Raw genomic sequence first — 22,985 nt, 5'->3', positions numbered from 1 at the left:
CACCAGGTACACCTGCTCGTGGGGGTTGTAGATGCGCTCGCCTGGTTGCAGGGTGACGAAGGGGACTTCGCGGCCCTGGTTGTCGGTCAGGTAGATGAAGCTACCGCTGCGGCGCAGGCTCTGCTCCCAAGGCAGCACCCAACCACGGCCGAGTACGCTGTCGACGGTCAGGTCGCTGGCGTAGAAGCGCGACCATTCGATCGGCATGAGGCCCGGGAGGTTGAAATCGACTTCGTCGTGAATGACCTTGCGCCCAGTCGTGAGGTCGACCGGGTTGCCCACCAGGCCGCCGATGGCTCTGCGTACCACGGGCTCAATCACGTAACGGCTAGCGACTTCACCGGCGATGAAGCCTGCGGTGAACTTCAGGGCGCAGGGCATGAATGCTTTCATGCAGGCTTGCGAGGTGGTCTTGAGCAGCTGCGCAATGCCTCCAGCAGCGCCAGCAACCGCCATCAGCACATCCACAGTAGTGCGCAGCCATTCTGGAATCTCATCGTCGACCGGCAAGTAACGGTAAGTGCCGCCGCCGATGATGACGTTGCCCGAACCGCTGGTAATGGTCGCGCCGCAAGTCAGCTTGTCGCCATTGCGTGCGGCGGCCACGCTGTTGATGAAGACGTTGGTCGAGCCTTCGGCAATCTGCACCGGCCCTGGGTGCTTGTCGCAGGCTCCGATGCTTTTTTCGACGCGGGCGGCCTTGCGGCTGTTGATGAAGACGTTGGGGGAGGCAGTGGTTATCGTCCCTGAGGGGGATGAGAACATTTTGCCTATCGCCTCCCCTGCGGCAACCAGCAAGCTGCCCCCTACACCTGCCGCGAGACCGGCCAGCAAGGCCACGCCGAACCCGCATGTGAATGTGGCGATGGCCACCGTAGCCACCAGCGCGATCCCCAGGGCCGCTCCGATCAGGAAGCCCCCCAGCGCGCTGGTGTGTGAAATCTCGTCGCCGAACCTGGCCGCTTCGAACATGAGGGTTACTCCTGTTCGCCAGGAACGGGATCGCCTGCGACCGGGTCGCGTCGATCCATAAACATCAGCATCTCCATGAAATGCACGGTGAAGGTCCTCAATCCGATTGCCGTGTAATCATCCGTGAAAGGCGCTGAGTTAATAGGCTGGGGCGTTGCACTGTCAACCGAGTGAGGACCTTGTGTGGCGCGGGTTACAGGTGGACAAAAATGACATCAAAAAGCCACACACCAGAGAAATCGTTGCCTCTGAGCCGAAGGTTGGCGGTTCAGTTCAATGGGCCTTTTTGTAATTTCAGAAGCGTCTGTAGGAAAAATCGCTACCACTGGAGCTCTTTTCGACCAGACAGCACTTGCGGCCCCAGCCATTGCATGCCCCGCAACACCGCAATCAGCCCGGCATCTGGCTGCAAATCGAGCGCGACCGTTGCCCGGTGCGCCAGCAGGTCGGCATCCAGCTTCAATTCATGTTGCCCCATCTGCGTCAGTTGCCCGCGCAAACGCCAGCCTGCATGACAGTCCATCTCAACCCAGCCCTGCCCCAACCCCAGCGACCAGGGCGCAGCCAGGGCCAAGTCCTCCACCGCAAGCCGGCCTTGGGCTTGCAGGCATCGCGACCCCTTGCCCTGCAGACGAACCACGCCTTGCCATTGCCCCGCCAACCGATAGACCGACGCAACGCTGGCGCGCGGTCCCAGCGCCTCGAGCTCAGCCTGCCACTGCCACGGCCAACCGCTCAGGCGGGCGCGCCAGCCTTGCCCTTGGTACGCCAGGTCTGCCTCGAGCTCGCGATGCCAGGGGCGCCACTGCCAGCGCACCGGACCGGCTTCGCCTACCTGCCGGGCTTCACCCTGCCATAGGCTGCCAGACACGCCGGCCACCGGCAGGGCCTGGCCACGCAGCACCCAGCCGGCAGGCAGCTCCGCCAGCAGAGTCAGGCAGAACACCACCATCAGCCATACCCAGCCACGCCGTGTCATGGCCGCAACCACAGCGCGAAGCGCAGACCCTTGGCGTCCCGCTCCAGGCCCCATTGCAAGGGCCGGGCGCCATCGATCTGCACGGCCTGCAGCCACCCTTGCAGCACCTGCTCGTCGGCGACCAGGCCCTGCAGTTGCCAAGTTTGGTCGTCGGCTTGCACATCCTGCAGCTCGATCCCCCGTGCCTGGGCCGACTGACGCAGGCGCTCCAGGCTCAGCGTCGGCCCATTGCGCAGCCCTGCAGCCGTGGCGGCCAAGGCTTCCCACTGGTTCGTCTCGCGCCACAGGGCCAAGCCTTCACGCCCGGCCAGCAACGCCAGCAGCGACGCAATCAGGCTCCAGGCCAGGACCATGCGGTAGCGGCGCACGCCCTCCAAGTTCATGTTGCGTCCCCCAGGTCAAACACCACGTGCCATTGCCCTGCTTGCCCATCGCCCTGCACCTCGACGCGTACGCCCGCGCCCGAGGCCATCGCGTCCCAAGGCGGCGCGGCGCCATCACCCTCCATGCGAAGGTGCCAGCGCCGGCCATCGAAGCGCACGGCCTGCAGGCGCCAACGGGGTTGCTCACGCAGCCAGGCCTGCAAACGGGTTTGCAGGTCCTCGAGCTGGCGCAGGCGCAGTTGCCGTTCCGTCTCGGCCCCCTGCAGGCGCTTGAGGGCCTGTGCGGCCTGGCGTGACGACGCCTGTTGGCCTACCACCGCGTGTACCTGGGCTCGCCATAGTTGCGCCTGGCGCCATTGCTGGTGCGTCCACAACCCGGCCCATAGCGTGCACAACAGCAGGCAAGCCAGCATCAGGCGCAGATGCACGCGCGGCAGTTGGGGCCTGCGCCAAGTTTGCGTACGCTGCTGGGCGAACAGCCCGGGCAGCGCGTCGAGGTTGGCCAGGTGCGTCGGCCAGGCGCCCTCCATGACCTCCATCGGCAGGCCCGCCCAAGGCGAACGCGGGGCCTCGCCCAGGGCCTGCGGCCAGGCCAGCCAATGCTCGCGGCCATCCTCGACCACGCCTCTGAACAGCCTCATGTCCGTCGGCTTGCGCCATTGCCATGCCGTGCCCGTCGTCGGTGCCGGCAGCAGCTGGAACTCCGCCCAGCAGCGCTCGAGCGGCAATCCCCAGGTTGCACACTGGGCTTGCCAGGCTTCGAGCTGCTGGCGGGCCACGATTACCAGACGTACCTGGCCCGCCAGCCGGGCAAGGTTGGCGCAGGCCAGGGTCTGGGGGTCCTGCAACAACTGGTCCTCCAGCAGCAATGGCCACTCCTCGCGCCTGAGCCCAGCAGGTGCAGGCACCTGGAAATGGCTGCACGCCTCCCCCGGCACCACCAAGGCTACACGGGCGTGCGGCTCGGCTGGCGGCTCGCCCTGGCCCTGGCGCAGCGGTGTGTCGCCGTCCACCAGCAACCAGTCCCAGGGGGCGTCGGCCTGGCCGGGGCGCAGCAGGAGCCAGGGCCGGGCCGGCGCGGGTCGGCGCCACTCACGTTTCATGAGCGCCCCCAGGGCAATACGAAGGTGCAGGCATACGGTGCTCCATCACGCTGCAGATGCAGGCGCACGCCACGACCAGGGTGCACCGGTTGGTCGGAAGGCCAGGCCAGCCAACGGCCCTCCTGGAAATAGAGAATGTGCATGGCGTCCACCCGCTGCAGTTGGTCACGCAACACCCAGTGCGGCTCAGCCACGGCGTACAGGTCTGCCGAGCTTTCCAGCAGCAGCCGCTGGCCCTGGGCATCGAAGCGCAGGCGCTGGCGCTGCAGGCGCGACCCGCCCTCGGCCTGCGGCCAGCCAGTTGCAGCCACCCAGAACAAGGTGTTGCGCTGCGGCTGCCAGTCGAGCCAGCGCACCGCCAGGGGCAGGCGTTGTTCATACACCCGGCGCAGCACCGGGCTGTCGAAACGACGCTCCAGGGCCAGGCAGAACTCCAGGACGCTGTCTGCGTCGGCAGACGTGCCGAGGCGTTCGCGCACCTTGAGCCAGCCGTTCACCAGCGCCGCAAGCATGACGCCGAGCACGGCGGTCAAGGCCAGCGCCACCATCAGTTCGATCAGGGTCATGCCTCCCTGGCGCGCGTTCATGGGCGCTCCAGGAAAAGGCTGTACTGCCCCAGCGGCAGACGTTGGTCGGCGTCGGCGAACAGCCGCAACTCGCCCCGGCGCAAGTCGCGCACACCTGTGCCACGCAGTTGCAACTGCCAGTGGCAGGCCTGCCCGCCCTGGTGCAGTACGCCGCTGTTCTGGTTGGACGGTGGCCAGTAGCGCTCCACGGTAAAACGCGCCTGCAGTTCGCGCGCGCAGAGCAGGCCCAGGCGATGCTGTTGCACGCTTTCCTGCACGGCCAGGCGCTGGCGCAGCACCTGGCTGGTGATCACCGCCAGCACTGCGGCGATCGCCAGGGCGACGCTCACTTCGAGCAAGGTGAACCCTCGCTGGCGCGCCTTCATGAGCCCTGGATCCTGCGCAGCTGGCCATCACGCCCCCACGCCCAACGCTCGCTGCCTTCGGCCCAGCGCCAGGTCAGGCTGCCCGGCTGGGCCCAGCCCTGCGGGGTGAACACCAGTTGCGGTGCCTGGCTCGCGGGCCAGTCCGGGCGCAGCGCCGTGGGCCAGTCGCCCAGGCGGGTCGGCTCGGCTACCCAACCTGCCGGCTCACGCCGAACGAACTCCGGGCGCTGGCCGTTCCAGCGCAGGCCACGCAACTGGCCCGCGTGCCGGGCCAGGGCAGACTGGCTGCGGATCTCGGCGGCCAGGCGCGCCAAGGCTTGATCGGCGCCAGCCTTGCCGCCGTCGAGCCAGGCCACGCCGAGCCCGGTCATCAGCCCGGCGATAGCCAGCACCACCAGCAGCTCGAGCAGGCTGAAGCCGCGTTGGCCGGTCACAGGTCAGAGCGCCCAGTTGCCCAGGTCGGCATCCAGGCCCTCGCCGCCCGGCACGCCATCGGCCCCCAGGGAATAGACATCGACCCGGCCATGCTCACCAGGCAAGCGATATTGATAGGGCGTACCCCAAGGGTCTTCCGGCAAGCGACGGATATAGCCGTCGCTGCGCCAGGCCCGTGGCAGCGGCTCCTGGGTCGGCTTCTTCACCAGGGCCGCCAGGCCCTGTTCGCTGCTGGGAAAGCGCAGGTTGTCCAGGCGGTACATGTCCAGCGCCTGTTCCAGGGTCGCCAGGTCGGCCATGACCTTCTGGCGCATGGCCTTGTCCTGGTTGCCCAGCACGCTGGGGGCGACCACGGCGATGAGCAGGCCGATGATGAAGATGACCACCATGATTTCCATGAGGGTGAAGCCACGCTGGCGGGGGCGTCGGTGCTGCATGTCGGTGCTCCTTTTCACATTGCGGGGTTTTCACAGTTGCAGGCCCTGGTTGAGCTGCATGATCGGCAACAGCACCGCCAGCACGATGAACAGCACCACGCCGCCCATCACCAGGATCATCAGAGGTTCGAAGAGCGCCATGGCTGTGTCCACCTGGCGGGCGAAGCCGCGCTCCTGGTCATCGGCCACGCGCTCGAGCATGTCGGCCAAGGTGCCGCTGGCCTCGCCGCTGCCGACCATGTTCACCAGCAGCGGCGGGAACTGGCCGCTGGCATCCAGGGCCCGGTGCAGGCTGGTACCGCCTTCGACCTGAGTACGCACCTGTTCCATGGCCTGGCGGATGCGCCGGTTGCCGACCGTCTCGGTGGCCACCTGCAAGGCTTCGAGCAGGGCCACGCCGCTGCCGCAGAGGATCGCCAGGCTGCGCGCGAGCCGCGCGCTTTCCAGTACCTGCAGCAGCGCGCCGACACGCGGCAGGCGCAGCAACAGGTCGTCGCGGCGCAAGCGCCAGTGGGGCTTGCGCAGCAGCCAGGCGCACAGCAACGTCGACAGGAACGCCAGGCCCAGCAACCAGGGGCCTGCCGTGACCAGGCCCTGGCTGAGCCCGATCAACAGCGAGGTGACCAGGGGCAGGCTCTGCCCGGAATGGGCGAACTGCTCGGTGAGCTTGGGAACCACGAAGGTCATCAGGCCGATCACCACCGCCAGCGACACCCCCATCAACACGCTGGGGTAGATCAGTGCCGTGCGGGCCTTGTGCTGCTGGCGCTGCACCTGCTCCAGATGATCGGCCAGGCGCGCCAGCACCTGGGCCAGGCGCCCGGAGCGCTCGCCGGCTTCGACCAGGGCACAGTACAGGCCGGTGAAGGGGGCGCCCTGGCGGGCCAGGCTGCGCGCCAGCCCCAGGCCTTCAGCCAGCGAGCCGCGCACGGCGACCAGTACCGTGTGCAACGCTGGCTGACGCAGTTGCCGCTCCAGGGTCGCCAGGGCATCGACCAGGGGAATGCCGGCACCGGTCAAGGTCGCCAACTGCCGGGTGAGCTCGCACAGTTGCGGCCGGCTCAGGCGTTGGCGGTGCGGCTTGCTTTCGCCCGGGTCCTGACGCTGCAACTGACGGGCGAACAGGCCCTGCTCGCGCAACAGTTGCCGGGCATGGCGCTCGGTGTCGGCCTGCACGCTGGCCTTGTGGATTCGCCCGGCCATGTCGACCGCCTGGTATCGGTAGGTCGGCATGCTCAGCCCTGCACCACGCGCAACACTTCGGCCAGGCTGGTCCGGCCGCGGGCCAGGCAGTCGCTGGCCATGCCCACCAGGCTCTGGCGCCGGTCGGCGAGGTAGCCTTGCATGGCCACCTCGCTGGCGCCGTCATACAGCAGCGCCACCAGGCCGGCATCCAGTTCGATGAATTCGTAGAGGCCCAGGCGCCCCACATAGCCAGTGCCCTGGCACTGCTCGCAACCGACCGGGTGGTAGGTCTCGTCCAGGTTCGCAAGCTCAGGCCACAGACGCCGCTCGGCCGCCTGCAGTGGGTGTGGCACGGCACATGGGCACAACCGCCTGACCAGGCGTTGGGCCAACACGCCACGCAGGCTGGAGGCGATGAGGAACGGCTCGACACCCATGTCGCGCAGACGCGTCACCGCGCCCACGGCACTGTTGGTGTGCAGGGTCGAAAGCACCAGGTGCCCAGTGAGGCTGGCCTGCACCGCGATCTGCGCGGTTTCCCGGTCACGGATCTCGCCGAGCATGATCACGTCCGGGTCCTGGCGCAGGATGGCACGCAGGCCACTGGCGAAGGTCAGCCCCGCGCGTGGGTTGATGGCGGTCTGGCCGATGCCGGCGATGGCGTATTCCACCGGGTCTTCGACCGTGAGAATGTTGCGGCTGCCGTCGTTGAGGCTGTTGAGGCAGGCATAGAGCGTGGTGGTCTTGCCAGAACCGGTGGGGCCAGTGGAAAGCACGATGCCATTGGGGCGGGCCAGGCAGCCACGCAAGCCGTGCAGCACCGCTTCGGTCATGCCCAGGTTGTCCAATGCCAGCAGGCTGGCCTGTTTGTCCAGCACGCGCATCACCACCCGCTCGCCGTGGATGCCCGGCAAGGTCGAGACCCGTACGTCCACTTCGCGCCCGGCAGCGCGCAGGGTGATGCGCCCGTCCTGGGGCTGGCGCTTCTCGGCGATGTCCAGGCGTGCCATGACCTTGATCCGCGACACCAGCATGGCCGACAGCGCCCGCGGCGGGCGCAGCACCTCGCGCAGGTGACCGTCGATGCGCAGGCGCACCACCAGGCTCTGCTCGAAGGTCTCGATATGGATATCCGAAGCGCGCTGGCGCAAGGCCTGGGCGAACAGGCCGTTGATCAGGCGAATCACCGGCGCTTCGTCATCGCTTTCGAGCAAGTCCTCGATGCGCGGCATCTCGCTCATCAGCCCGGCCAGGTCGACCTGGTCGCCGATGCCTTCGATCAAGGCCTCGGTGGCCGACTCCCCCGCTTGGTACAACAGGCCAAGACGCTCGTCGAAGGCAGCACGGTCCAGGTATTGGCAGGCGAGCGGCTGGCCATGCACGCGCAGCAGCTCGTGAAGCTGGTCGCTGTCGGCATCGTCGCGCAGCCACAGCTGCCAACCTTCGGCACTCGGGGCCATGGCCAGGCCGGCCTGGCGTGCCAGGCGATATGGGAGCATCACCAGTCCCCGCCTTCCAGGCGCGCACGGCTGGAGGGGAACACCTTCAGCAATTGCGAGCCCTCGGCCAGCTCCGGCAGGTGCAGCGGCGTGCCCTGCTGCAGGCTGCGGTATTTCTCCTGGCTCAGGCCCGCCAGGCTCTGGCCGTCGCGCAGGATGCGCGGGCGGATGAACACCATCAGGTTCTGCTTGGTGTTCTTGCTGGCGTCGGAGCGGAACAGCCGGCCCAGCCCCGGGATGTCGCCCAGCAACGGGACGCGCTGGTCGCTGGTGCTCAGCTCGTCGCTGATCAGGCCACCGAGGATCACCAGGCCATTGTCCTCGACCATCACCTTGGTCTTGATTTCGCGCTTGTTGGTGATGACGTCGCTGGCCGCGCTGGAATCAGCGATCGACGAGACCTCCTGGACGATGTCCAGGCGCACGCTGTTGTCGATGTTCACCTGCGGCTTGATACGTAGCTTGACCCCCACTTCCTTGCGCTCGATGGTCTGGTAGGGGTTGGCGTTGTTCTGGGTCACGGAGCCGGTGACGAAGGGCACCTCCTGGCCGACCAGGATCGACGCCTCGGCGTTGTCCAGGGTCAGCAGGGTCGGCGTCGACAGCAGGTTGAAGCCGCTCTTGCCCTTGAGCGCGTTGATCAGCATGGCGAAGTTGAAGCCGCCGCCGATATGGCCGATGCCGACGGTGGCACCGGTGGTGGCCGAAAGCAGCTTGCCGAGCTTTTCGTTGTCGCCGCTGGCGGCCGCCCCGGCGACGTTGGCGATGTTCACGCCGTTGCTGCCGAAGTTGACGATACCGGCGCCGAACTTCTCGTCGGCGAACAGCCATTGCACGCCCAGCTCCTGGGCCTGGCTGTCGCTGACCTCGGCGATGATCGCCTCGACCACCACCTGGGCACGGCGGATGTCCAACTGCTCGACGATGTTGCGGTAGGCGGCCAGCTCGCTGTCCGGGCCGACCATCACCACGGCATTGGTGCCTTCTTCGTACTCCAGGCGAATACCCGAGTCGCTGGCCATCGCCACCGGCGCCTCCTTGCCCTGCCCTTCGCCTTCGGTCGGCACCGCGCCGCTCTGGCTGAGGCCGCGCAATACCTTGACCACCTCACTGGCGTTGGCGTGACGCAGGTAGATCACCTGGGTGTTGCTGCTGTGCAGGCTGTCGCTGGGCCGGTCGAGCTGGGCCAGCAGGGCGCGCACGCGCTCGCGGCTATCGGCGCTGCCGCGTACCAGCAAGGCGTTGCTGCGCGGGTCGGCCACCACCTGGGCGCTGTCGGCGCCCTGCTCGCGGGCCAGCAAGCGGGTTACCAGCTGGGCGGTGTCGGCGGCACTGGCATGGCGCAGCGGCATCATCTGCAGGGGCTCGTCGCTGACCTGGTCGAGCTGGCGCAGCAGGCTGTCGATACGCTCGAGGTTGCTGCGCCAGTCGGTCACCACCAGCAGGTTGGCCGCAGGATACGGGGTGATGACACCGACCCGGGGGTCGATGAGCGGCTTGAGGATGCCAAGCATCTGTTCGCTGGCAGCGTTGCGCACGTTGAACACCCGGGTGGCCACGCCATCGCTGCCCTCGCTCTGCCTGCCGGCGGCCTCCACAGGCACCGGCTCCAGGCGCGCGGCCTGGTCGGGGACGATCTTCACGCTGCCGTTGGGCAGGTCGACGGCGGCAAAGCCCTGCGCACGCAACTGGGCCAGGAAGATGTCGTAGATGGCCTCGGCGTCATGGCGATCGACGGTACGCACGGTGACCTTGCCCTTGACCCGTGGGTCGACGATGAAGCTGGTGCCGGTGATGCGCGACACGCTGTCGATGAACTCGCCAAGGTCGGTGTCGACGAAGTTCACCTCGTACAACGGCGTGCCGTTCTCGTCGATCTCCTCGGGCTCCTCGGCCCAGGCCAGTGCAAGGCCCAGGCTCAACATTGCGGCCACACAGTATCTTGCAAACATCGCTCATCCTTGCCGCTTGAAGCCGGTCACGGCGGGCCGTGGCGGCCAGGGCAGGCGTTCGCGCCGCCCCTGGTTGTCGAAAATCAGGCCATCGGCGTCGATGGCCTGCAGCACGATGCCCGGCGCCAGCCGCTGGCCAAGGCCGAGGGTGCGTACCTGTTCGCCGAAACGCAGCACCACCACCGTGGCGGACAGCGGCTGCGCCTTGAGGCCTCCCAGGTAGCGCAGCGGCAAGCGGGTCAAGGGAATGACGCCATCGTCGAGCGCGGGCTGCCAGTGGCCGGCCATCAGACCGGGCAGGCCCGTATCGCGGCTGTCGGGAGCACGGGCGGGCTGCAAGGGTTGGCTGAGCTGCAGCACGCATTGGGCGGCGAGCCAGCCGGCCAGGGTCAGCAGCGATGCGCCGAACAGGCGGCCGCGCCAGGTCACGACGCCACCTGCCGAGGGTGCCAGCCGGGGTGGCCCTGTACATAGCGCACATCCGGCCGTTGCAGCGTGTCCAGCTGCCAGTCGGGGCGCTGGCGCAGCAGCCAGGCCTCGACCTTCTGCCACAACGGCTCGCCGGCCTTGGCATCGAACTGCAGGCCAAAGGTGCGGCACAGCCCTTCGACCGGCTCGAGGCCCGCGACCCGCTTGCCCTGGGGGCTGTAGCTCAGGCGCCAGGCCTGGCCTTGCCAGCGGGGCAGGTCCTGGCTGTTGTCCAGCAGCAGCGGGTCGCCGAACAATTGCTCGGCGGCGTTCTCCAGCACCTGCTCGACCTGCCGCGCCGGCGCCTCGACCACCGGTGCCGGGTAGCCGCCAGACAACGCGATCAGGTGTTCGCGGGTGATGAATTCACCGCTGGCCAGCGGTGCGTCGTAGCGCAGCCCTGGCAGCAACACCGGGACGCTGCTGCCGTCGGCCAGTGCCTGGTGCAGCAAGCGGTCCCAGCTGCCGCCGAGGGTGTCGCGACGCCAAAGAGCTTCCGGCGCCCTGGCCAGGGGCTGGTCAAGCCAGGCGGCATGCCCGGCGCGTTGCAGGTACAGCTGCGTACGCAACTGGCTGGCGCGGCCCTGGGCAACCGGGCCGAGCTGGTGCTCGAAGGCGGGGAAGAATTGCGCCGTGAACCGCCACTGCCCGGCCACCTGCTGGCAACGCAGGCGGAATGCGCCACTGGCGCGGCAACCGGCGAACAGCACCGGCACGCGCCGCCCGCTGGCCTGGGTGACCTCTACCGGTGCGGGCCAGAAGTCCTGGCCGCGGGCGCAAAGCAGCACGTCGAGCTCAGGCACCCGCTCGGCCAGCCACAGGCCAGGGCCGGTGCCGACATCGGCCAGCGCCACGACCAGGTCGGCTTCACGGCGCGCCTGCTGAAAAGTGGGCAACAGTGATTGGTACCACTGTTTAAGGGAGGCTTTCTGGTCTTGGGCATAGGGGTCGGTCACCCCGACCACGGCAATGCGCGCCCCGCCCCGCTCGAACACCCGCATGCCATCGATGGCCAGTGCCTTGGCCTGGCTGACTGCGAGGCCGGCACCAACAGTGGTGGCCGGTGCCTGGCGATACAGGCCGGCGCAACGCTGCGGCCAGAGCACGCGTTCGTCGCTGCTGACCCGCACCTCGCTGCCCAGCAGCTGGCTGCCCTGCACACCGCTGTCGCCCTGGGTCAGGTAGGCCAGGCCGCTGCCGTTCCAGCATTGGCCGTTCTCCAGGGTCAGGCTGTTGTTCGCCCCCGCCTCGCCACGCAATTGCTCCAGCAACGCCGCCAGCACCGCATAGCCACCCAGGCGGGCATTGCCGGCCTGGGTGGCATCGAGCAAGGGGGCCAACGCGGGGTCGAACGCCAGGGCACTGGCGCCGGTCATCCAGGGTGCACGCCCCAGGTGGCTGACCGGCCCCAGCCGGGTCGCCGGCACCACGGGTGGGCCGGGCTGACGGGTGTCGAGGGTGTCGGCGAAGTAGAGCAGGTCCACCGCGGCGTTGTCGCGGCCCCGCCCCGGGAATGTGGAGCAGGCGCCAAGCAAGGGTGCCAGTGCTCCGACACCCATCCAGCTGATGACTTCCCGCCTGCCTACACTGCTTGCCATCGCCCCCGCCATCCTCGCCCGTCTCCTTGTTGGGTCCCGGATATTGCGGCGCCTGGATGACAGTTTGATGGCAGATATCCGACAATGATTCCAAAAAAATCTTTGTAACGCGATGCTAAGAACGGCCTGTTTTAAAAAGCCCTTAACATTTCTGCCAACCAATCATCATCTTTGCGCTCTACAGTCGCGGTTTTCTTCAACTCAGCCAACCTAAGGACACCCTGATGAGTCGAGATACCGGCGACAACCTGGACCGCAACCCAAGCGACAACCTGCCAATGGCCAGCGTCATGGACGCGTACCTGAGCCGTCGCAGCGTGATGCGCGGCAGCCTTGGCGCAGCGATCGCCATGATCGCCGGTACCGGTCTGACAGGCTGCTTCGACGGCGGCGGCTCCGACCACGACGATGCCCCCGCGCCCGAGCCGGAAAAGCCGAAACTCAAACTGGGCTTCCAATCCATCCCCGGCTCGCGCACCGATGCCTGCGTGGTCGCCGCGGGCTACAGCGCCTATGTCCTGGCGCCCTGGGGCACGCCGCTGAACCGCAACGCCAACCCATGGAAGGCCGACGGCAGCAACACCTCCACCGACCAGGCCAATGCCATGGGCATGCACCATGACGGCATGCACTTCTTCCCCATCGACGGCCGCTCCGACGATGGCCTGCTGGCGATCAACTTCGAGTACATCGACGCCGCTGCCCTGCACCCCAACGGACCGACCACCGACCTGGACGGCAAGCGCCCGGTCGAGGAAGTGCGCAAGGAGATCAATGCCCACGGTGCCGGTGTGGTGCGCCTGAGCAAAGTCAACGGCCGCTGGCAGGTGGTGGACAACGACCCGCTCAACCGCCGCTTCACCACCGCCTCGCTGATGGACATCGCCGGCCCGCTGCGCGGCACCGACCACGTCAAGACCAAGTTCTCGCCCACCGGCACCCAGTGCCGCGGCACCAACAACAACTGCGGCAACGGCTACACGCCGTGGGGCACCTACCTGACCTGCGAAGAGAACTGGCCCGGCATCTTCGTCAACAAGGCCACCCGGCCAGAGGACCAGGTGCGTATCGGCGTGGCCACCGCCAACGGCCAGTACAAGTGGGAGAGCGCAGCCGGTGACAGCACCGAGGTGAATGACGAATTCGCCCGCTTCGACATCACCCCGAGCGGCGCCAGCGCCACCGACGACTACCGCAACGAAGCCAGCACCTACGGCTACATCGTCGAGATCGACCCGTACAACAGCGCGACCCTCGCCACCAAGCGCACCGCCCTGGGGCGCTTCCGTCACGAAGGCTGCTGCCCGGGCCTGCCGGTGGCCGGCAAGCCCCTGGTCTGGTACATGGGCGACGACTCGAACAACGAGTACCTGTATAAGTTCGTCTCCGACGCCGTATGGAGCGAGGCCGATGCCAACCCGTCCGACCGCCTGGCGACCGGCGCCAAGTACATGGACAAAGGCAAGCTCTACGTAGCGCGCTTCAATGCCGACGGCACCGGCAAGTGGCTGCTGCTCGACGTGGCCACCCCGACCACCGGCGGCAGCACCCTGGGCGCGCTGTACGGCGACCTGCCCGGCATCATCCTCAACACCCGAGGTGCCGGCGACGCTGTGGGCGCCACGCCGATGGACCGCCCGGAGTGGACCACAGTCAACCCACTCAACGGCGACGTCTACCTGACCCTGACCAACAACAGTGCGCGCACGCCGGACAAGGTGGATGCCGCCAACCCTCGCGGGCCGAACCGCCACGGCCACATCATCCGTTGGCACGACAGCGACGATCACCTGAGCTTCACCTGGGACATCTTCGTGTTCGGCGCCAATGCCGATGGCACCGCGGACATCAACCGCTCCGGTCTTACCGAACTGAACCAGTTCGCCAGCCCCGACGGTATGAGCTTCGATAGCCGGGGCGTGCTGTGGTTCGAGACCGACAACGGTGAGAAGAGCGTGACCAGCTACACCAACGACCAGTTGCTGGCGGTCATCCCGACCGACCTGGTGGACGCCAACGGCAAGCAGGTGCCGGTCAATGCCAAGAACCAGGTGGACCTGCGCCGCTTCTTCGTCGGCCCGAACGGGTGCGAGGTGACCGGTATCGCCTTCACGCCGGACAACAAGACGTTGTTCGTCAACATCCAGCACCCGGACAACTGGCCGTCGACCGACAAGGCGACCGACGTGACCCCGGCAGGCACCACGGTGCGGCCACGGGCTTCGACGGTGGTGATCCAGCGTAACGATGGCGGGGAGATCGGGACGGTCTGACCCAACGGGGCCGCGTTGCGGCCCAATCGCCGGCAAGCCGGCTCCCACCTGCCCTGCGCTGTTTCAAAGACATCGCCATACCGGTGGAAGCTGGCTTACCAGCGATAGGGCCAGGGCAAGCAACCAAGACAGTTGCACCCACTTGTCCTGCGCTGTTTTCAGAGACACCGCCGTACCTGTGGGAGCCGGCTTGCCGGCGATGGGTTCTCGCCTTTCACCAGAGAACTGGCGACCTACTGCTGACCCGCACCTGCTGCGCCGGCACCCTCGCATGCCATTGCACCACCCCCTGCGCCTGCACCTGGAACTCGCTGCGCAGAGTGCGCCCTTCTTGTTCGAATGACAGCTGCAACAGAAAGTACCCACTGTTGAGCAGCAACCCCTCGCTCAGCCGTTCGAAGGTCTCGTCGTCCACCGCCCCCAAGGCCTGGCGCAGTGCCGCCGCATCCACGTAGCCAGACGCCGGCCTGCCGCTGACAATACGGCTGAGCAGCGAACGGGGAAAACGGCCCTCATAGATGGCATCGAGCAATGGCAGGTGCTCTAACCCCAGGGCGTTGGCATTCAAGCGCCAGCCACGGGTCTCGGGCAAGGCGCAGAGCATCGGGTAGCGCGCCTGGCGGCCGGGGTCAGGCTCGAGCAGCAGGTTCAGCTCGCTCATGTCCAGCATCGGCTGGTTGGCCGCCAGCCTTGGTGGCCGCTGACGCAGGTACTGGGCGCTTTCGGCCCCTTGCAAGCGAGCATCGCTGTCGGCATCGAGCCAGTCGGCCAGGGCCTGCACCAGCCGCTCGGCCGCCATGTCGTCGCCGAGCAGGTAGCGCAGCTGGCGCTCGGCACGTTCGCCATCCTCGCCGAGCAAGGCGTTGACGTTGAAGCAAGTGTGCTGGTCGCGCACCCGCAATCGGGCGGTGCCGGCGCCAAAGTCATAGTCTAGCGGTTGACCGCGCAAGGCCTGCCAGAACAACGGGCTGGCCCGCCATGCCGGGTCGCGCAGGGCCTGGCTGGCATAGGCCAGGCCGGCCTGCTCCATCGCCCGCACCTGCACCCGTTGCTGCAACAGCCGCACGTCGTCCACCTGATGGCGGCCATCCTCCACCAGCCAGGCCAGGCCACCGGCGAGCATCGCCAGCGCCACCAACACCATCAGCAATGCTGCCCCACGCTGTCGCCTACCGCCCATCCTGCCCATCCCTGCGCCTGCCAAAAGCGCCAGTCAACACGGCGCGTGTTTCAGGCAGATGGCAACGCCAGCGTTCATGTGCACGTCATCTAAGGCAGGCAGGATCGTCGTTCCTTTTCATGACCTTACAGGAGTGGTCGCAATGGGTGGCATCGGAATCTGGCAATTGGTGATCGTGCTGTTGATCGTCTTCCTGCTGTTCGGCACCAAGCGTCTGAAGGGCCTGGGTAGCGACGTGGGCGACGCGATCCAGGGCTTTCGCAAATCCATGGGCAGCGGCGCGGAAACAGAGCCGACCAACGCCCAGGTACAGCAACAGGCTCCGCTGACCGGCCAGGCCGCCCAGCAGCCGCAAGCGGACCGCCAGGCCTGATGTTCGAGGTAGGCTTCACCGAACTGTTGCTGGTGGGCATCGTCGCTCTGCTGGTACTGGGCCCCGAGCGTCTGCCCGTGGCGGCGCGTACCGTCGGTCGTGGGCTCGGCCAGGCACGGCGGGCCATGCAGGCACTACGGGCGCAGGTGGAACGGGAAATCGACCTGCCGCCACTGGACAGCCAGCCCTTGCAGCGCCTGGAACAACAGATCCGCCAGGGCGTGAGCCTCGAGGCCCCGCCTGCGACCACCACCCCGGCCAAGGAGCACAGCGCATGAGCACTGCCATGGAACACGAGGCGCGCATGCCCTTGACCGAGCATCTGCGCGATATGCGCAAGCGCCTGGTACGCAGCCTGCTGGTGGTCGCTGTGGTGTTCGCCGGGCTGTTTCCCTTCGCCCAGACGCTCTACACCTTGATCTCCGAACCCTTGCGGCGCTTCCTGCCGCAAGGCGCCAGCATGATCGCCACCAGCGTCACCTCGCCCTTCCTGACACCGTTCAAGCTGGCGGCGATGTGCGCACTGTTCGTCGCCATGCCAATGCTGCTGCACCAGGCCTGGGGCTTCATCGCGCCGGGCCTGTACCGCCGGGAGCGGCGCATTGCCCTGCCCTTGCTGGTGTCGAGCATCCTGCTGTTCTATGCCGGCATGGCGTTCGCGTTCTTCCTGGTGTTTCCGATGATGTTCGGGTTCTTTGCCAGCGTCACCCCAGAAGGGGTGGCGATGATGACCGACATCAGCCAGTACCTGGATTTCATCATGGCGCTGTTCCTGGCGTTCGGCCTGGCGTTCGAGATCCCCGTGGCGACCTTCATCGTGGTCTGGGCAGGGCTTGCCGATGTGGCCACACTACGACGCAGCCGGCCCTACGTGATCGTCGGGTGTTTTGTGGTGGGGATGATCCTGACGCCGCCGGACGTGTTTTCGCAGACCCTGCTGGCGGTGCCGATGTGGCTGCTGTTCGAGGTGGGGTTGCTGGCCTGTGCGGGGTTGCGGCGGCCTGAGGGTGGGCACGATTCAGCAGTGCAAGACCTGCGTCTGTAGGGGCGGGCTCGGTGTGCGGCTGCTGCGCAGCCGATCGCGGGACAAGCCCGCTCCCACAGAGTCCGGTGTGGTCTAGAACTCGGCGAGGCGCCAGACCTCGTAGGCCGGCGTCTCGTACGGGTGGCTCGCCTTGAGCGCGGCGACGACCTGTGCGACCAGGTCGTCGGCCACCACCAGCTCCACCTTCCATTCCTGCACCTGCTCGACCTGGCCAGCCTGCCCGAGGAACGGCTGGCTACCGTCCAACGGGCGGAACTGGCCCTGGCCGAGGGTTTGCCAGGCGCAGTGGTCGTAGTCACCGATGCGCCCGCCCCCAGCGGCGAACACGGCCGCCTTGACCACATCCACGTGGCTCGGCGGCACGAAGAAGGCGAGCTTGTACACCCTTAGTTCACCCAGACACGCGCATTGCGGAACATACGCATCCAGGCACCATCTTCCTGCCACTCATCCGGGCGCCAGGAGTTCTGCACGGCACGGAACACACGCTCGGGGTGCGGCATCATGATGGTCACGCGGCCGTCGCGGCTGGTCAGGCCGGTGATACCACGCGGCGAGCCGTTCGGGTTGGCCGGGTAGGCCTCGGTGACCTTGCCATGGTTGTCGACGAAACGCAGGGCCACGCAACCGGACAGGTCGGCTTCCAGCAGGGCCTCTTCGCTGGCGAACTCGGCATGGCCTTCACCATGGGCGATGGCGATCGGCATGTGCGAACCGGCCATGCCCTGCAGGAAGATCGAGTTGGACTTCTGCACCTCGACCATGGCCACGCGCGCCTCGAACTGCTCCGAGCGGTTGCGCACGAAGTGCGGCCAGTATTCGGTGCCCGGGATCAGCTCGTGCAGGTTGGACATCATCTGGCAACCGTTGCACACGCCCAGGGCGAAGCTGTCGTTGCGCGCGAAGAACGCCTGGAAGGTGTCACGGGCACGGCTGTTGAACAGCGCCGACTTGGCCCAGCCCTCGCCGGCCCCCAGCACGTCACCGTAGGAGAAGCCGCCACAGGCCACCAAGCCCTTGAAGGCTTCGAGGTCGACACGGCCAGCGAGGATATCGCTCATGTGCACGTCGATGGCCGCGAAGCCGGCGCGGTCGAAGGCTGCCGCCATCTCGACCTGGCCGTTGACGCCCTGCTCGCGCAGGATCGCCACTTGCGGACGCACGCCCTTCTTGATGTACGGCGCGGCGATGTCCTCGTTGACGTCGAAGCCCAGCTTGACCGACAGGCCAGGGTTGTCTTCTTCCAGCAGGACGTCGAATTCCTGGTCGGCGCAGTCGGCGTTGTCGCGCAGGCGCTGGATCTGGTAGCTGGTCTCGGCCCACTGGCGCTGCAGCAGACGACGGTCGTCGTCGAACAGCACTTCGCCGTTCAGGCTGATGGAGACTTCGCCATTGTTGACCGGCTTGCCGATCACCGCGACGCACCCTTCGCCCAGGCCGGCAGCGCTGAACTGCGCGAGCACGTCCGGGGTGGCATCCTGGCGAACCTGGATGACCGCACCCAGCTCTTCGTTGAAGAGGATGGCCGCCACGTCGCGCTTGCTGTCGGTCAGCGGATCGAGTTGCAGATCGAGACCGCAGTGGCCGGCGAAGGCCATTTCCAGCACGGTGGTCAGCAGGCCGCCGTCGGACCGGTCGTGGTAGGCCAGCAGGTGGCCGTCGGCGTTCAGGCCTTGGATCACGGCGAAGAAGGCCTTGAGATCCTCGGCGTCGTCGACGTCCGGCGCCTGGGCACCGATCTTGCCGTAGGTCTGGGCCAGGATCGAGGCACCCATGCGGTTCTTGCCACGGCCCAGGTCGACCAGGATCAAGTCGGTCTCGCCCTTGTCCATGCGCAGTTGCGGGGTCAGGGTGCCGCGAATGTCAACCACCGGGGCGAAGCCGCTGACGATCAGCGACATCGGCGCGGTGACGCTCTTCTGCACGCCATCCTCGTTCCACTGGGTCTTCATCGACATGGAGTCCTTGCCCACCGGAATGGTCAGGCCCAGTTCCGGGCACAGCTCCATGCCGACGGCCTTGACGGTGTCGTACAGGCGAGCGTCTTCACCCGGATGCCCGGCAGCGGACATCCAGTTGGCCGACAGCTTGATATCGGAAAGCTTCTCGATGCGGGCGCCAGCCAGGTTGGTGAGCACCTCACCGATGGCCATGCGGCCGGAGGCCGGAGCGTCGAGCAGGGCCAGCGGGGTGCGCTCGCCCATGGCCATGGCTTCGCCGGTGTAGACGTCGAAGCTGGTGGCGGTGACCGCGCAGTCGGCCACTGGCACCTGCCACGGGCCGACCATCTGGTCACGGGCGACCAGGCCGGTGATGGTGCGGTCGCCGATGGTGATCAGGAAGCTCTTGCTGGCCACGGCCGGGTGACGCAAAACGCGTTCGACAGCCTGGTCCAGGTCCAGCTCGCTCGGGTCGAAGTCATCACCCAGCTCGGCCTCGCGGGTGACCGAACGGTGCATGCGCGGCGGCTTGCCCAGCAGCACGTCCAGCGGCATGTCGACCGGGGTGTTGTCGAAGTGGCTGTCGGTGACGGTGAGGTGTTTTTCCTCGGTGGCTTCGCCGACCACGGCGAACGGGCAACGCTCGCGCTCGCAGATGGCCTTGAAGCGCTCGAAGTCCTCGGCGCTGACCGCCAGCACGTAGCGCTCCTGCGACTCGTTGCTCCAGATTTCGTGCGGGGCCATGCCCGGCTCGTCGTTGGGCACGTTGCGCAGCTCGAAGCGGCCGCCGCGGCCACCGTCGTTGACCAGCTCGGGGAAGGCGTTGGAGATACCGCCGGCACCGACGTCATGGATGAAGGCGATCGGGTTCTTGTCGCCCAGCTGCCAGCAACGGTCGATGACCTCCTGGCAACGGCGCTCCATTTCCGGGTTTTCGCGCTGTACCGAGGCGAAGTCCAGGTCGGCCGAGCTGGCGCCGGTGGCCACCGACGAGGCGGCGCCGCCGCCCAGGCCGATCAGCATGGCCGGGCCGCCGAGCACGATCAGCTTGGCGCCGACGGTGATCTCGCCCTTCTGTACATGGTCTTCACGGATGTTGCCCATGCCGCCGGCGAGCATGATCGGCTTGTGGTAGCCACGCACTTCTTCGCCGCGCGGGGTGTTGACCGCCTGTTCGAAGGTGCGGAAGTAGCCGGTCAGGGCCGGGCGGCCGAATTCGTTGTTGAACGCAGCGCCGCCCAGAGGGCCTTCGACCATGATGTCGAGGGCGTCGACGATGCGGCCCGGCTTGCCGTAGGCCTGCTCCCAGGGCTGCTCGAAGCCCGGGATGCGCAGGTTGGAGACGGTGAAGCCGGTGAGGCCGGCCTTGGGCTTGGCGCCACGGCCGGTGGCGCCTTCGTCGCGGATTTCGCCGCCGGAGCCGGTGGAGGCGCCGGAGAATGGGGCGATGGCGGTCGGGTGGTTGTGGGTCTCGACCTTCATCAGGATGTGCACCGGCTCCTGCACCGCGCCGTACTGGCGGGTTTCAGGGTTCGGGAAGAAGCGACCAGCGACGTTGCCGACGATGACCGAGGCGTTGTCCTTGTAGGCCGACAGCACGCCTTCGCTGTGCATCTGGTAGGTGTTCTTGATCATCCCGAACAGGCTTTTTTCCTGGGCCTGGCCGTCGATGTCCCAACTGGCGTTGAAGATCTTGTGGCGGCAGTGCTCGGAGTTGGCCTGGGCGAACATCATCAGCTCGATGTCGTTCGGGTTGCGCTTGAGGCCCTGGAAGGCATTGACCAGGTAGTCGATCTCGTCTTCGGCCAGGGCCAGGCCCAGGTCGATGTTGGCCTGGGCCAGGGCGGCGCGACCACCGCCGAGGATGTCCACGGAGGTCATCGGCTTGGGCTGGGCATGGCTGAACAAGTCGGCGGCATCTTCGAGGCGGCCCAGGACGCGCTGGGTCATGCGATCATGCAGCTCGGCGGCGACGGCGGCCGCGTCGGCATCGGACAGCTCGCCGGCGACGTAGTAGGCAATACCGCGCTCCAGGCGCTGGATGCTCTGCAGGCCACAGTTATGGGCGATATCGCTGGCCTTGCTGGCCCAGGGCGAAATGGTGCCCAGGCGCGGCACGACCAGGAACAGGCGGCCGCTCGGCTCCTGGACCGGGACGCTCGGGCCGTACTTGAGCAGACGGCCCAGCACCTGCTGCTGGTCGGCGGTCAGCTCGCCATCGACATCGGCGAAGTGGGCGAATTCGGCATACAAACCAGTAACAGCGGGTACTTTCTGGCTCAGTTGCTCGAGTAACTTACCGTGGCGGAAGGCAGAAAGGGCAGGAGCGCCGCGCAGGATCAACATCGTCGGGACAGCCTCAGGAAGGGGTGTGCTTAGAGGCCGTGCATTCTAGCCTAATTCGTACGGTTTCGGCACCCGCTCTAAGCCACGGCTGCCGGGCGGCGGAACCGGACTTTGCGGTCAAAAAATTATCGCTTCCATGCCTTGCAACCGCTACCGGCCTTTCGCCGGCAAGCCGGCACAGGGTACGGCACACCCCTTGCGGGGCCGGCTTGCCGGCGATCGGGCCAGGGCGGACCTGGGGCCCACCACAAGGCTCGCTACCAGACAGTCCGTATATTGTCGAGATATGGCGGGGCCAGTCCTTTGCGTATACTGCAACCTATGTTCGCCCACACTGCTTTGCGCCAGCGCTGCGCCAGATGGCTCTTCGCAACCGGACTCTTCCTGATGCTCGGTGCCTGTGTTGAAAAACCCAGCACCCTAGAACGCGTCAAGGAAGACGGCGTGCTGCGCGTAATTACCCGCAACAGCCCGGCCACCTACTTCCAGGACCGCAACGGCGAAACCGGCTTCGAGTACGAACTTGTCAAGCGTTTCGCCGACGATCTCGGCGTGAAACTGGAAATCGAGACGGCCGACAGCCTCGATGAACTGTTCGACCAGCTGGGCAAGCCCTCAGGCCCGGTGCTGGCCGCCGCAGGCCTTGTCAGCAGCGAAAAGCGCACTGCCCAGGCAAAGTTCTCCCATCCGTACCTCGAGGTGACCCCGCAGGTCATCTACCGCAACGGCCGCTCCCGGCCCACCAACGTCAAGGGGCTCATCGGCAAGAAAATCATGGTGCTCAAGGGCAGCAGCCATGCCGATCAGCTGGCTGAACTGAAAAAGCAAAATCCTACGTTGGAATACGAAGAGTCTGATGCGGTCGAGGTCGTCGACCTCCTGCGCATGGTCGATGAAGGGCAAATCGACCTGACCTTGGTGGATTCCAACGAGCTGGCCATGAACCAGGTCTACTTCCCCAACGTGCGCGTGGCATTCGACCTGGGCGACTCCCGTGACCAGCGCTGGGCGCTGGCGCCCGGCGAGGACAACAGCCTGCTCAACGAGGTCAACGAGTTCCTCGACAAGGCGCAGAAGAACGGCACCCTGCAACGCCTGAAGGAGCGCTATTACGGCCATGTCGACGTGCTCGGCTACGTTGGCGCCTATACCTTCGCCCAGCACCTGCAGCAACGCCTGCCCAAATATGAAAAGCACTTCCGCGCCTCCAGCAAGGTCGAGCAGGTGGACTGGCGCCTGCTGGCAGCGATCGGCTATCAAGAGTCCATGTGGCAACCGGAAGTCACGTCCAAGACCGGCGTGCGCGGCCTGATGATGCTCACCCAACGCACCGCCCAGGCCATGGGCGTGTCCAACCGCCTGGACCCCAAGCAGAGCATCCAGGGTGGCGCCAAGTACTTCGTGCTGGTCAAGAGCCAGCTCGACGACAGCATCAAGGAGCCTGACCGTACCTGGTTCGCCCTGGCCGCCTACAACGTCGGCAGCGGCCACCTGGAGGACGCGCGCATGCTGGCCAAGCGCGAGGGGCTGAACCCGAACAAATGGCTGGACGTGAAGAAGATGCTGCCGCGCCTGTCGCAGAAGCAGTGGTACCGCAAGACTCGCTACGGCTATGCCCGCGGCGGCGAGCCGGTGCACTTCGTGGCCAACATCCGCCGCTACTACGACATCCTCACCTGGGTGACCCAGCCGCAGCTCGAAGGCCAGGTGGCCGAAGGCAACCTGCACGTGCCCGGGGTCAACAAGGACAAGCCGGCGGAACAGTCGCCGCCGATGTAGGCCCTTCTGGAGCGGCCTTGTGCCGCGAAAGGGCTGCGCAGCGGCCCCAGCGATTCATGCGCCTGCACCGGACTGGGGCTGCTGCG

General features: G+C 66.7%; 21 protein-coding genes. 5 read left to right on the top strand and 16 right to left on the bottom strand.

Translation table 11 applies throughout. The features are described 5' to 3' along the window. The 13 genes from ACNFCI_RS20380 to ACNFCI_RS20320 form a co-directional block, all read right to left on the bottom strand. A partial coding sequence (locus ACNFCI_RS20380) for a DUF6531 domain-containing protein (RefSeq protein ID WP_416768163.1) occupies window positions 1-972 on the bottom strand: 972 nt, incomplete at its 3' end. A gap of 319 nt (window positions 973-1,291) precedes the next feature. Then, window positions 1,292-1,951, bottom strand: coding sequence for a hypothetical protein (locus ACNFCI_RS20375; RefSeq protein WP_416768162.1), 660 nt, complete (start codon window positions 1,949-1,951; stop codon window positions 1,292-1,294). Then, a complete protein-coding gene (gene gspM / locus ACNFCI_RS20370; RefSeq protein WP_416768161.1) occupies window positions 1,948-2,334 on the bottom strand; it encodes a type II secretion system protein GspM in 387 nt (128 codons plus the stop codon). Before gspM ends, ACNFCI_RS20375 begins: the two co-directional genes overlap by 4 nt. Beyond that, a complete protein-coding gene (gene gspL / locus ACNFCI_RS20365) occupies window positions 2,331-3,437 on the bottom strand; it encodes a type II secretion system protein GspL (protein WP_416768160.1) in 1,107 nt (368 codons plus the stop codon). Before gspL ends, gspM begins: the two co-directional genes overlap by 4 nt. Continuing rightward, window positions 3,434-4,024, bottom strand: a complete 591-nt coding sequence (locus ACNFCI_RS20360) for a PulJ/GspJ family protein (protein WP_416768159.1) — start codon at window positions 4,022-4,024, stop codon at window positions 3,434-3,436. Before ACNFCI_RS20360 ends, gspL begins: the two co-directional genes overlap by 4 nt. Next, entirely contained in the window at window positions 4,021-4,389 is a 369-nt protein-coding gene (locus tag ACNFCI_RS20355) for a type II secretion system protein GspI (protein ID WP_416768158.1), read from the bottom strand. Before ACNFCI_RS20355 ends, ACNFCI_RS20360 begins: the two co-directional genes overlap by 4 nt. Further along, a complete protein-coding gene (gene gspH / locus ACNFCI_RS20350; RefSeq protein WP_368829787.1) occupies window positions 4,386-4,823 on the bottom strand; it encodes a type II secretion system minor pseudopilin GspH in 438 nt (145 codons plus the stop codon). Before gspH ends, ACNFCI_RS20355 begins: the two co-directional genes overlap by 4 nt. A 3-nt stretch (window positions 4,824-4,826) precedes the next feature. After that, the gene (gspG, locus tag ACNFCI_RS20345) at window positions 4,827-5,261 is read right to left on the bottom strand and encodes a type II secretion system major pseudopilin GspG (protein WP_084856732.1); all 435 of its coding nucleotides are present in this window, start codon (window positions 5,259-5,261) and stop codon (window positions 4,827-4,829) included. Between the two features lie 30 nt (window positions 5,262-5,291). After that, on the bottom strand, window positions 5,292-6,494 hold the full coding sequence (gene gspF / locus ACNFCI_RS20340; RefSeq protein WP_416768157.1) for a type II secretion system inner membrane protein GspF: 1,203 nt from the start codon (window positions 6,492-6,494) through the stop codon (window positions 5,292-5,294). Between the two features lie 2 nt (window positions 6,495-6,496). Beyond that, window positions 6,497-7,945, bottom strand: a complete 1,449-nt coding sequence (locus tag ACNFCI_RS20335; RefSeq protein ID WP_416768164.1) for a GspE/PulE family protein — start codon at window positions 7,943-7,945, stop codon at window positions 6,497-6,499. Then, window positions 7,945-9,897 (bottom strand): type II secretion system secretin GspD, encoded by a 1,953-nt coding sequence (gene gspD / locus ACNFCI_RS20330; protein WP_143515201.1) that lies wholly within the window; start codon window positions 9,895-9,897, stop codon window positions 7,945-7,947. The genes ACNFCI_RS20335 and gspD overlap by 1 nt, the downstream gene beginning before the upstream one ends. Window positions 9,898-9,900: 3 nt before the next feature. Continuing rightward, window positions 9,901-10,326, bottom strand: coding sequence for a pilus assembly protein PilZ (locus tag ACNFCI_RS20325; RefSeq protein WP_084856727.1), 426 nt, complete (start codon window positions 10,324-10,326; stop codon window positions 9,901-9,903). Next, window positions 10,323-11,963 (bottom strand): lipoprotein UxpA, encoded by a 1,641-nt coding sequence (locus tag ACNFCI_RS20320; protein ID WP_416768156.1) that lies wholly within the window; start codon window positions 11,961-11,963, stop codon window positions 10,323-10,325. The genes ACNFCI_RS20325 and ACNFCI_RS20320 overlap by 4 nt, the downstream gene beginning before the upstream one ends. Before the next feature lie 224 nt (window positions 11,964-12,187). Between ACNFCI_RS20320 and ACNFCI_RS20315 the strand changes: the two genes are divergently transcribed. Beyond that, window positions 12,188-14,236 (top strand): PhoX family protein, encoded by a 2,049-nt coding sequence (locus tag ACNFCI_RS20315; protein WP_084856724.1) that lies wholly within the window; start codon window positions 12,188-12,190, stop codon window positions 14,234-14,236. A gap of 214 nt (window positions 14,237-14,450) precedes the next feature. Here the strand turns inward: ACNFCI_RS20315 and gspK are convergent, their stop codons facing one another. Next, entirely contained in the window at window positions 14,451-15,416 is a 966-nt protein-coding gene (gene gspK, locus ACNFCI_RS20310; protein WP_416768155.1) for a type II secretion system minor pseudopilin GspK, read from the bottom strand. A 142-nt stretch (window positions 15,417-15,558) separates the two neighbouring features. Between gspK and tatA the strand changes: the two genes are divergently transcribed. Genes tatA through tatC form a run of 3 tightly spaced genes read left to right on the top strand, consistent with a single transcriptional unit; the run spans window position 15,559 to window position 16,834 of the window. Continuing rightward, complete coding sequence (gene tatA / locus ACNFCI_RS20305) at window positions 15,559-15,789, top strand: twin-arginine translocase TatA/TatE family subunit (protein ID WP_084856720.1); 231 nt, start codon at window positions 15,559-15,561, stop codon at window positions 15,787-15,789. Continuing rightward, window positions 15,789-16,067 carry a Sec-independent protein translocase protein TatB gene (tatB, locus tag ACNFCI_RS20300; protein ID WP_084856718.1) on the top strand — a complete coding sequence of 93 codons (279 nt, stop codon included), beginning with the start codon at window positions 15,789-15,791 and terminating at the stop codon, window positions 16,065-16,067. The genes tatA and tatB overlap by 1 nt, the downstream gene beginning before the upstream one ends. Then, window positions 16,064-16,834 (top strand): twin-arginine translocase subunit TatC, encoded by a 771-nt coding sequence (gene tatC / locus ACNFCI_RS20295; protein ID WP_368829795.1) that lies wholly within the window; start codon window positions 16,064-16,066, stop codon window positions 16,832-16,834. The genes tatB and tatC overlap by 4 nt, the downstream gene beginning before the upstream one ends. Window positions 16,835-16,906: 72 nt before the next feature. On the opposite strand, the gene cutA is transcribed toward tatC, so the two are convergent. Further along, a complete protein-coding gene (cutA, locus tag ACNFCI_RS20290) occupies window positions 16,907-17,218 on the bottom strand; it encodes a YqfO family protein (protein WP_084856714.1) in 312 nt (103 codons plus the stop codon). Between the two features lie 2 nt (window positions 17,219-17,220). After that, a complete protein-coding gene (gene purL / locus ACNFCI_RS20285; protein WP_324813220.1) occupies window positions 17,221-21,120 on the bottom strand; it encodes a phosphoribosylformylglycinamidine synthase in 3,900 nt (1,299 codons plus the stop codon). Between the two features lie 321 nt (window positions 21,121-21,441). Between purL and mltF the strand changes: the two genes are divergently transcribed. Then, window positions 21,442-22,899, top strand: coding sequence for a membrane-bound lytic murein transglycosylase MltF (mltF, locus tag ACNFCI_RS20280; protein ID WP_196144602.1), 1,458 nt, complete (start codon window positions 21,442-21,444; stop codon window positions 22,897-22,899). Window positions 22,900-22,985: the final 86 nt, after the last annotated feature.

It is taken from the genome of Pseudomonas sp. NY15356, assembly GCF_048068175.1.
Taxonomy (GTDB): Bacteria; Pseudomonadota; Gammaproteobacteria; order Pseudomonadales; family Pseudomonadaceae; genus Aquipseudomonas; species Aquipseudomonas putida_K.
Note: the sequence above shows the minus strand (reverse complement) of the source record. Positions and strands in the feature narration are given on the sequence as shown.

Coding starts and splice junctions, on each gene's coding strand:
- ACNFCI_RS20375 (WP_416768162.1), bottom strand. CDS start 1,951: ATGACACGGCGTGGCTGGGTATGGCTGATGGTGGTGTTCTGCCTGACT.
- gspM (WP_416768161.1), bottom strand. CDS start 2,334: ATGAACTTGGAGGGCGTGCGCCGCTACCGCATGGTCCTGGCCTGGAGC.
- gspL (WP_416768160.1), bottom strand. CDS start 3,437: ATGAAACGTGAGTGGCGCCGACCCGCGCCGGCCCGGCCCTGGCTCCTG.
- ACNFCI_RS20360 (WP_416768159.1), bottom strand. CDS start 4,024: ATGAACGCGCGCCAGGGAGGCATGACCCTGATCGAACTGATGGTGGCG.
- ACNFCI_RS20355 (WP_416768158.1), bottom strand. CDS start 4,389: ATGAAGGCGCGCCAGCGAGGGTTCACCTTGCTCGAAGTGAGCGTCGCC.
- gspG (WP_084856732.1), bottom strand. CDS start 5,261: ATGCAGCACCGACGCCCCCGCCAGCGTGGCTTCACCCTCATGGAAATC.
- gspF (WP_416768157.1), bottom strand. CDS start 6,494: ATGCCGACCTACCGATACCAGGCGGTCGACATGGCCGGGCGAATCCAC.
- ACNFCI_RS20335 (WP_416768164.1), bottom strand. CDS start 7,945: ATGCTCCCATATCGCCTGGCACGCCAGGCCGGCCTGGCCATGGCCCCG.
- gspD (WP_143515201.1), bottom strand. CDS start 9,897: ATGTTTGCAAGATACTGTGTGGCCGCAATGTTGAGCCTGGGCCTTGCA.
- ACNFCI_RS20320 (WP_416768156.1), bottom strand. CDS start 11,963: ATGGCAAGCAGTGTAGGCAGGCGGGAAGTCATCAGCTGGATGGGTGTC.
- ACNFCI_RS20315 (WP_084856724.1), top strand. CDS start 12,188: ATGAGTCGAGATACCGGCGACAACCTGGACCGCAACCCAAGCGACAAC.
- gspK (WP_416768155.1), bottom strand. CDS start 15,416: ATGGGCGGTAGGCGACAGCGTGGGGCAGCATTGCTGATGGTGTTGGTG.
- tatA (WP_084856720.1), top strand. CDS start 15,559: ATGGGTGGCATCGGAATCTGGCAATTGGTGATCGTGCTGTTGATCGTC.
- tatB (WP_084856718.1), top strand. CDS start 15,789: ATGTTCGAGGTAGGCTTCACCGAACTGTTGCTGGTGGGCATCGTCGCT.
- tatC (WP_368829795.1), top strand. CDS start 16,064: ATGAGCACTGCCATGGAACACGAGGCGCGCATGCCCTTGACCGAGCAT.
- purL (WP_324813220.1), bottom strand. CDS start 21,120: ATGTTGATCCTGCGCGGCGCTCCTGCCCTTTCTGCCTTCCGCCACGGT.
- mltF (WP_196144602.1), top strand. CDS start 21,442: ATGTTCGCCCACACTGCTTTGCGCCAGCGCTGCGCCAGATGGCTCTTC.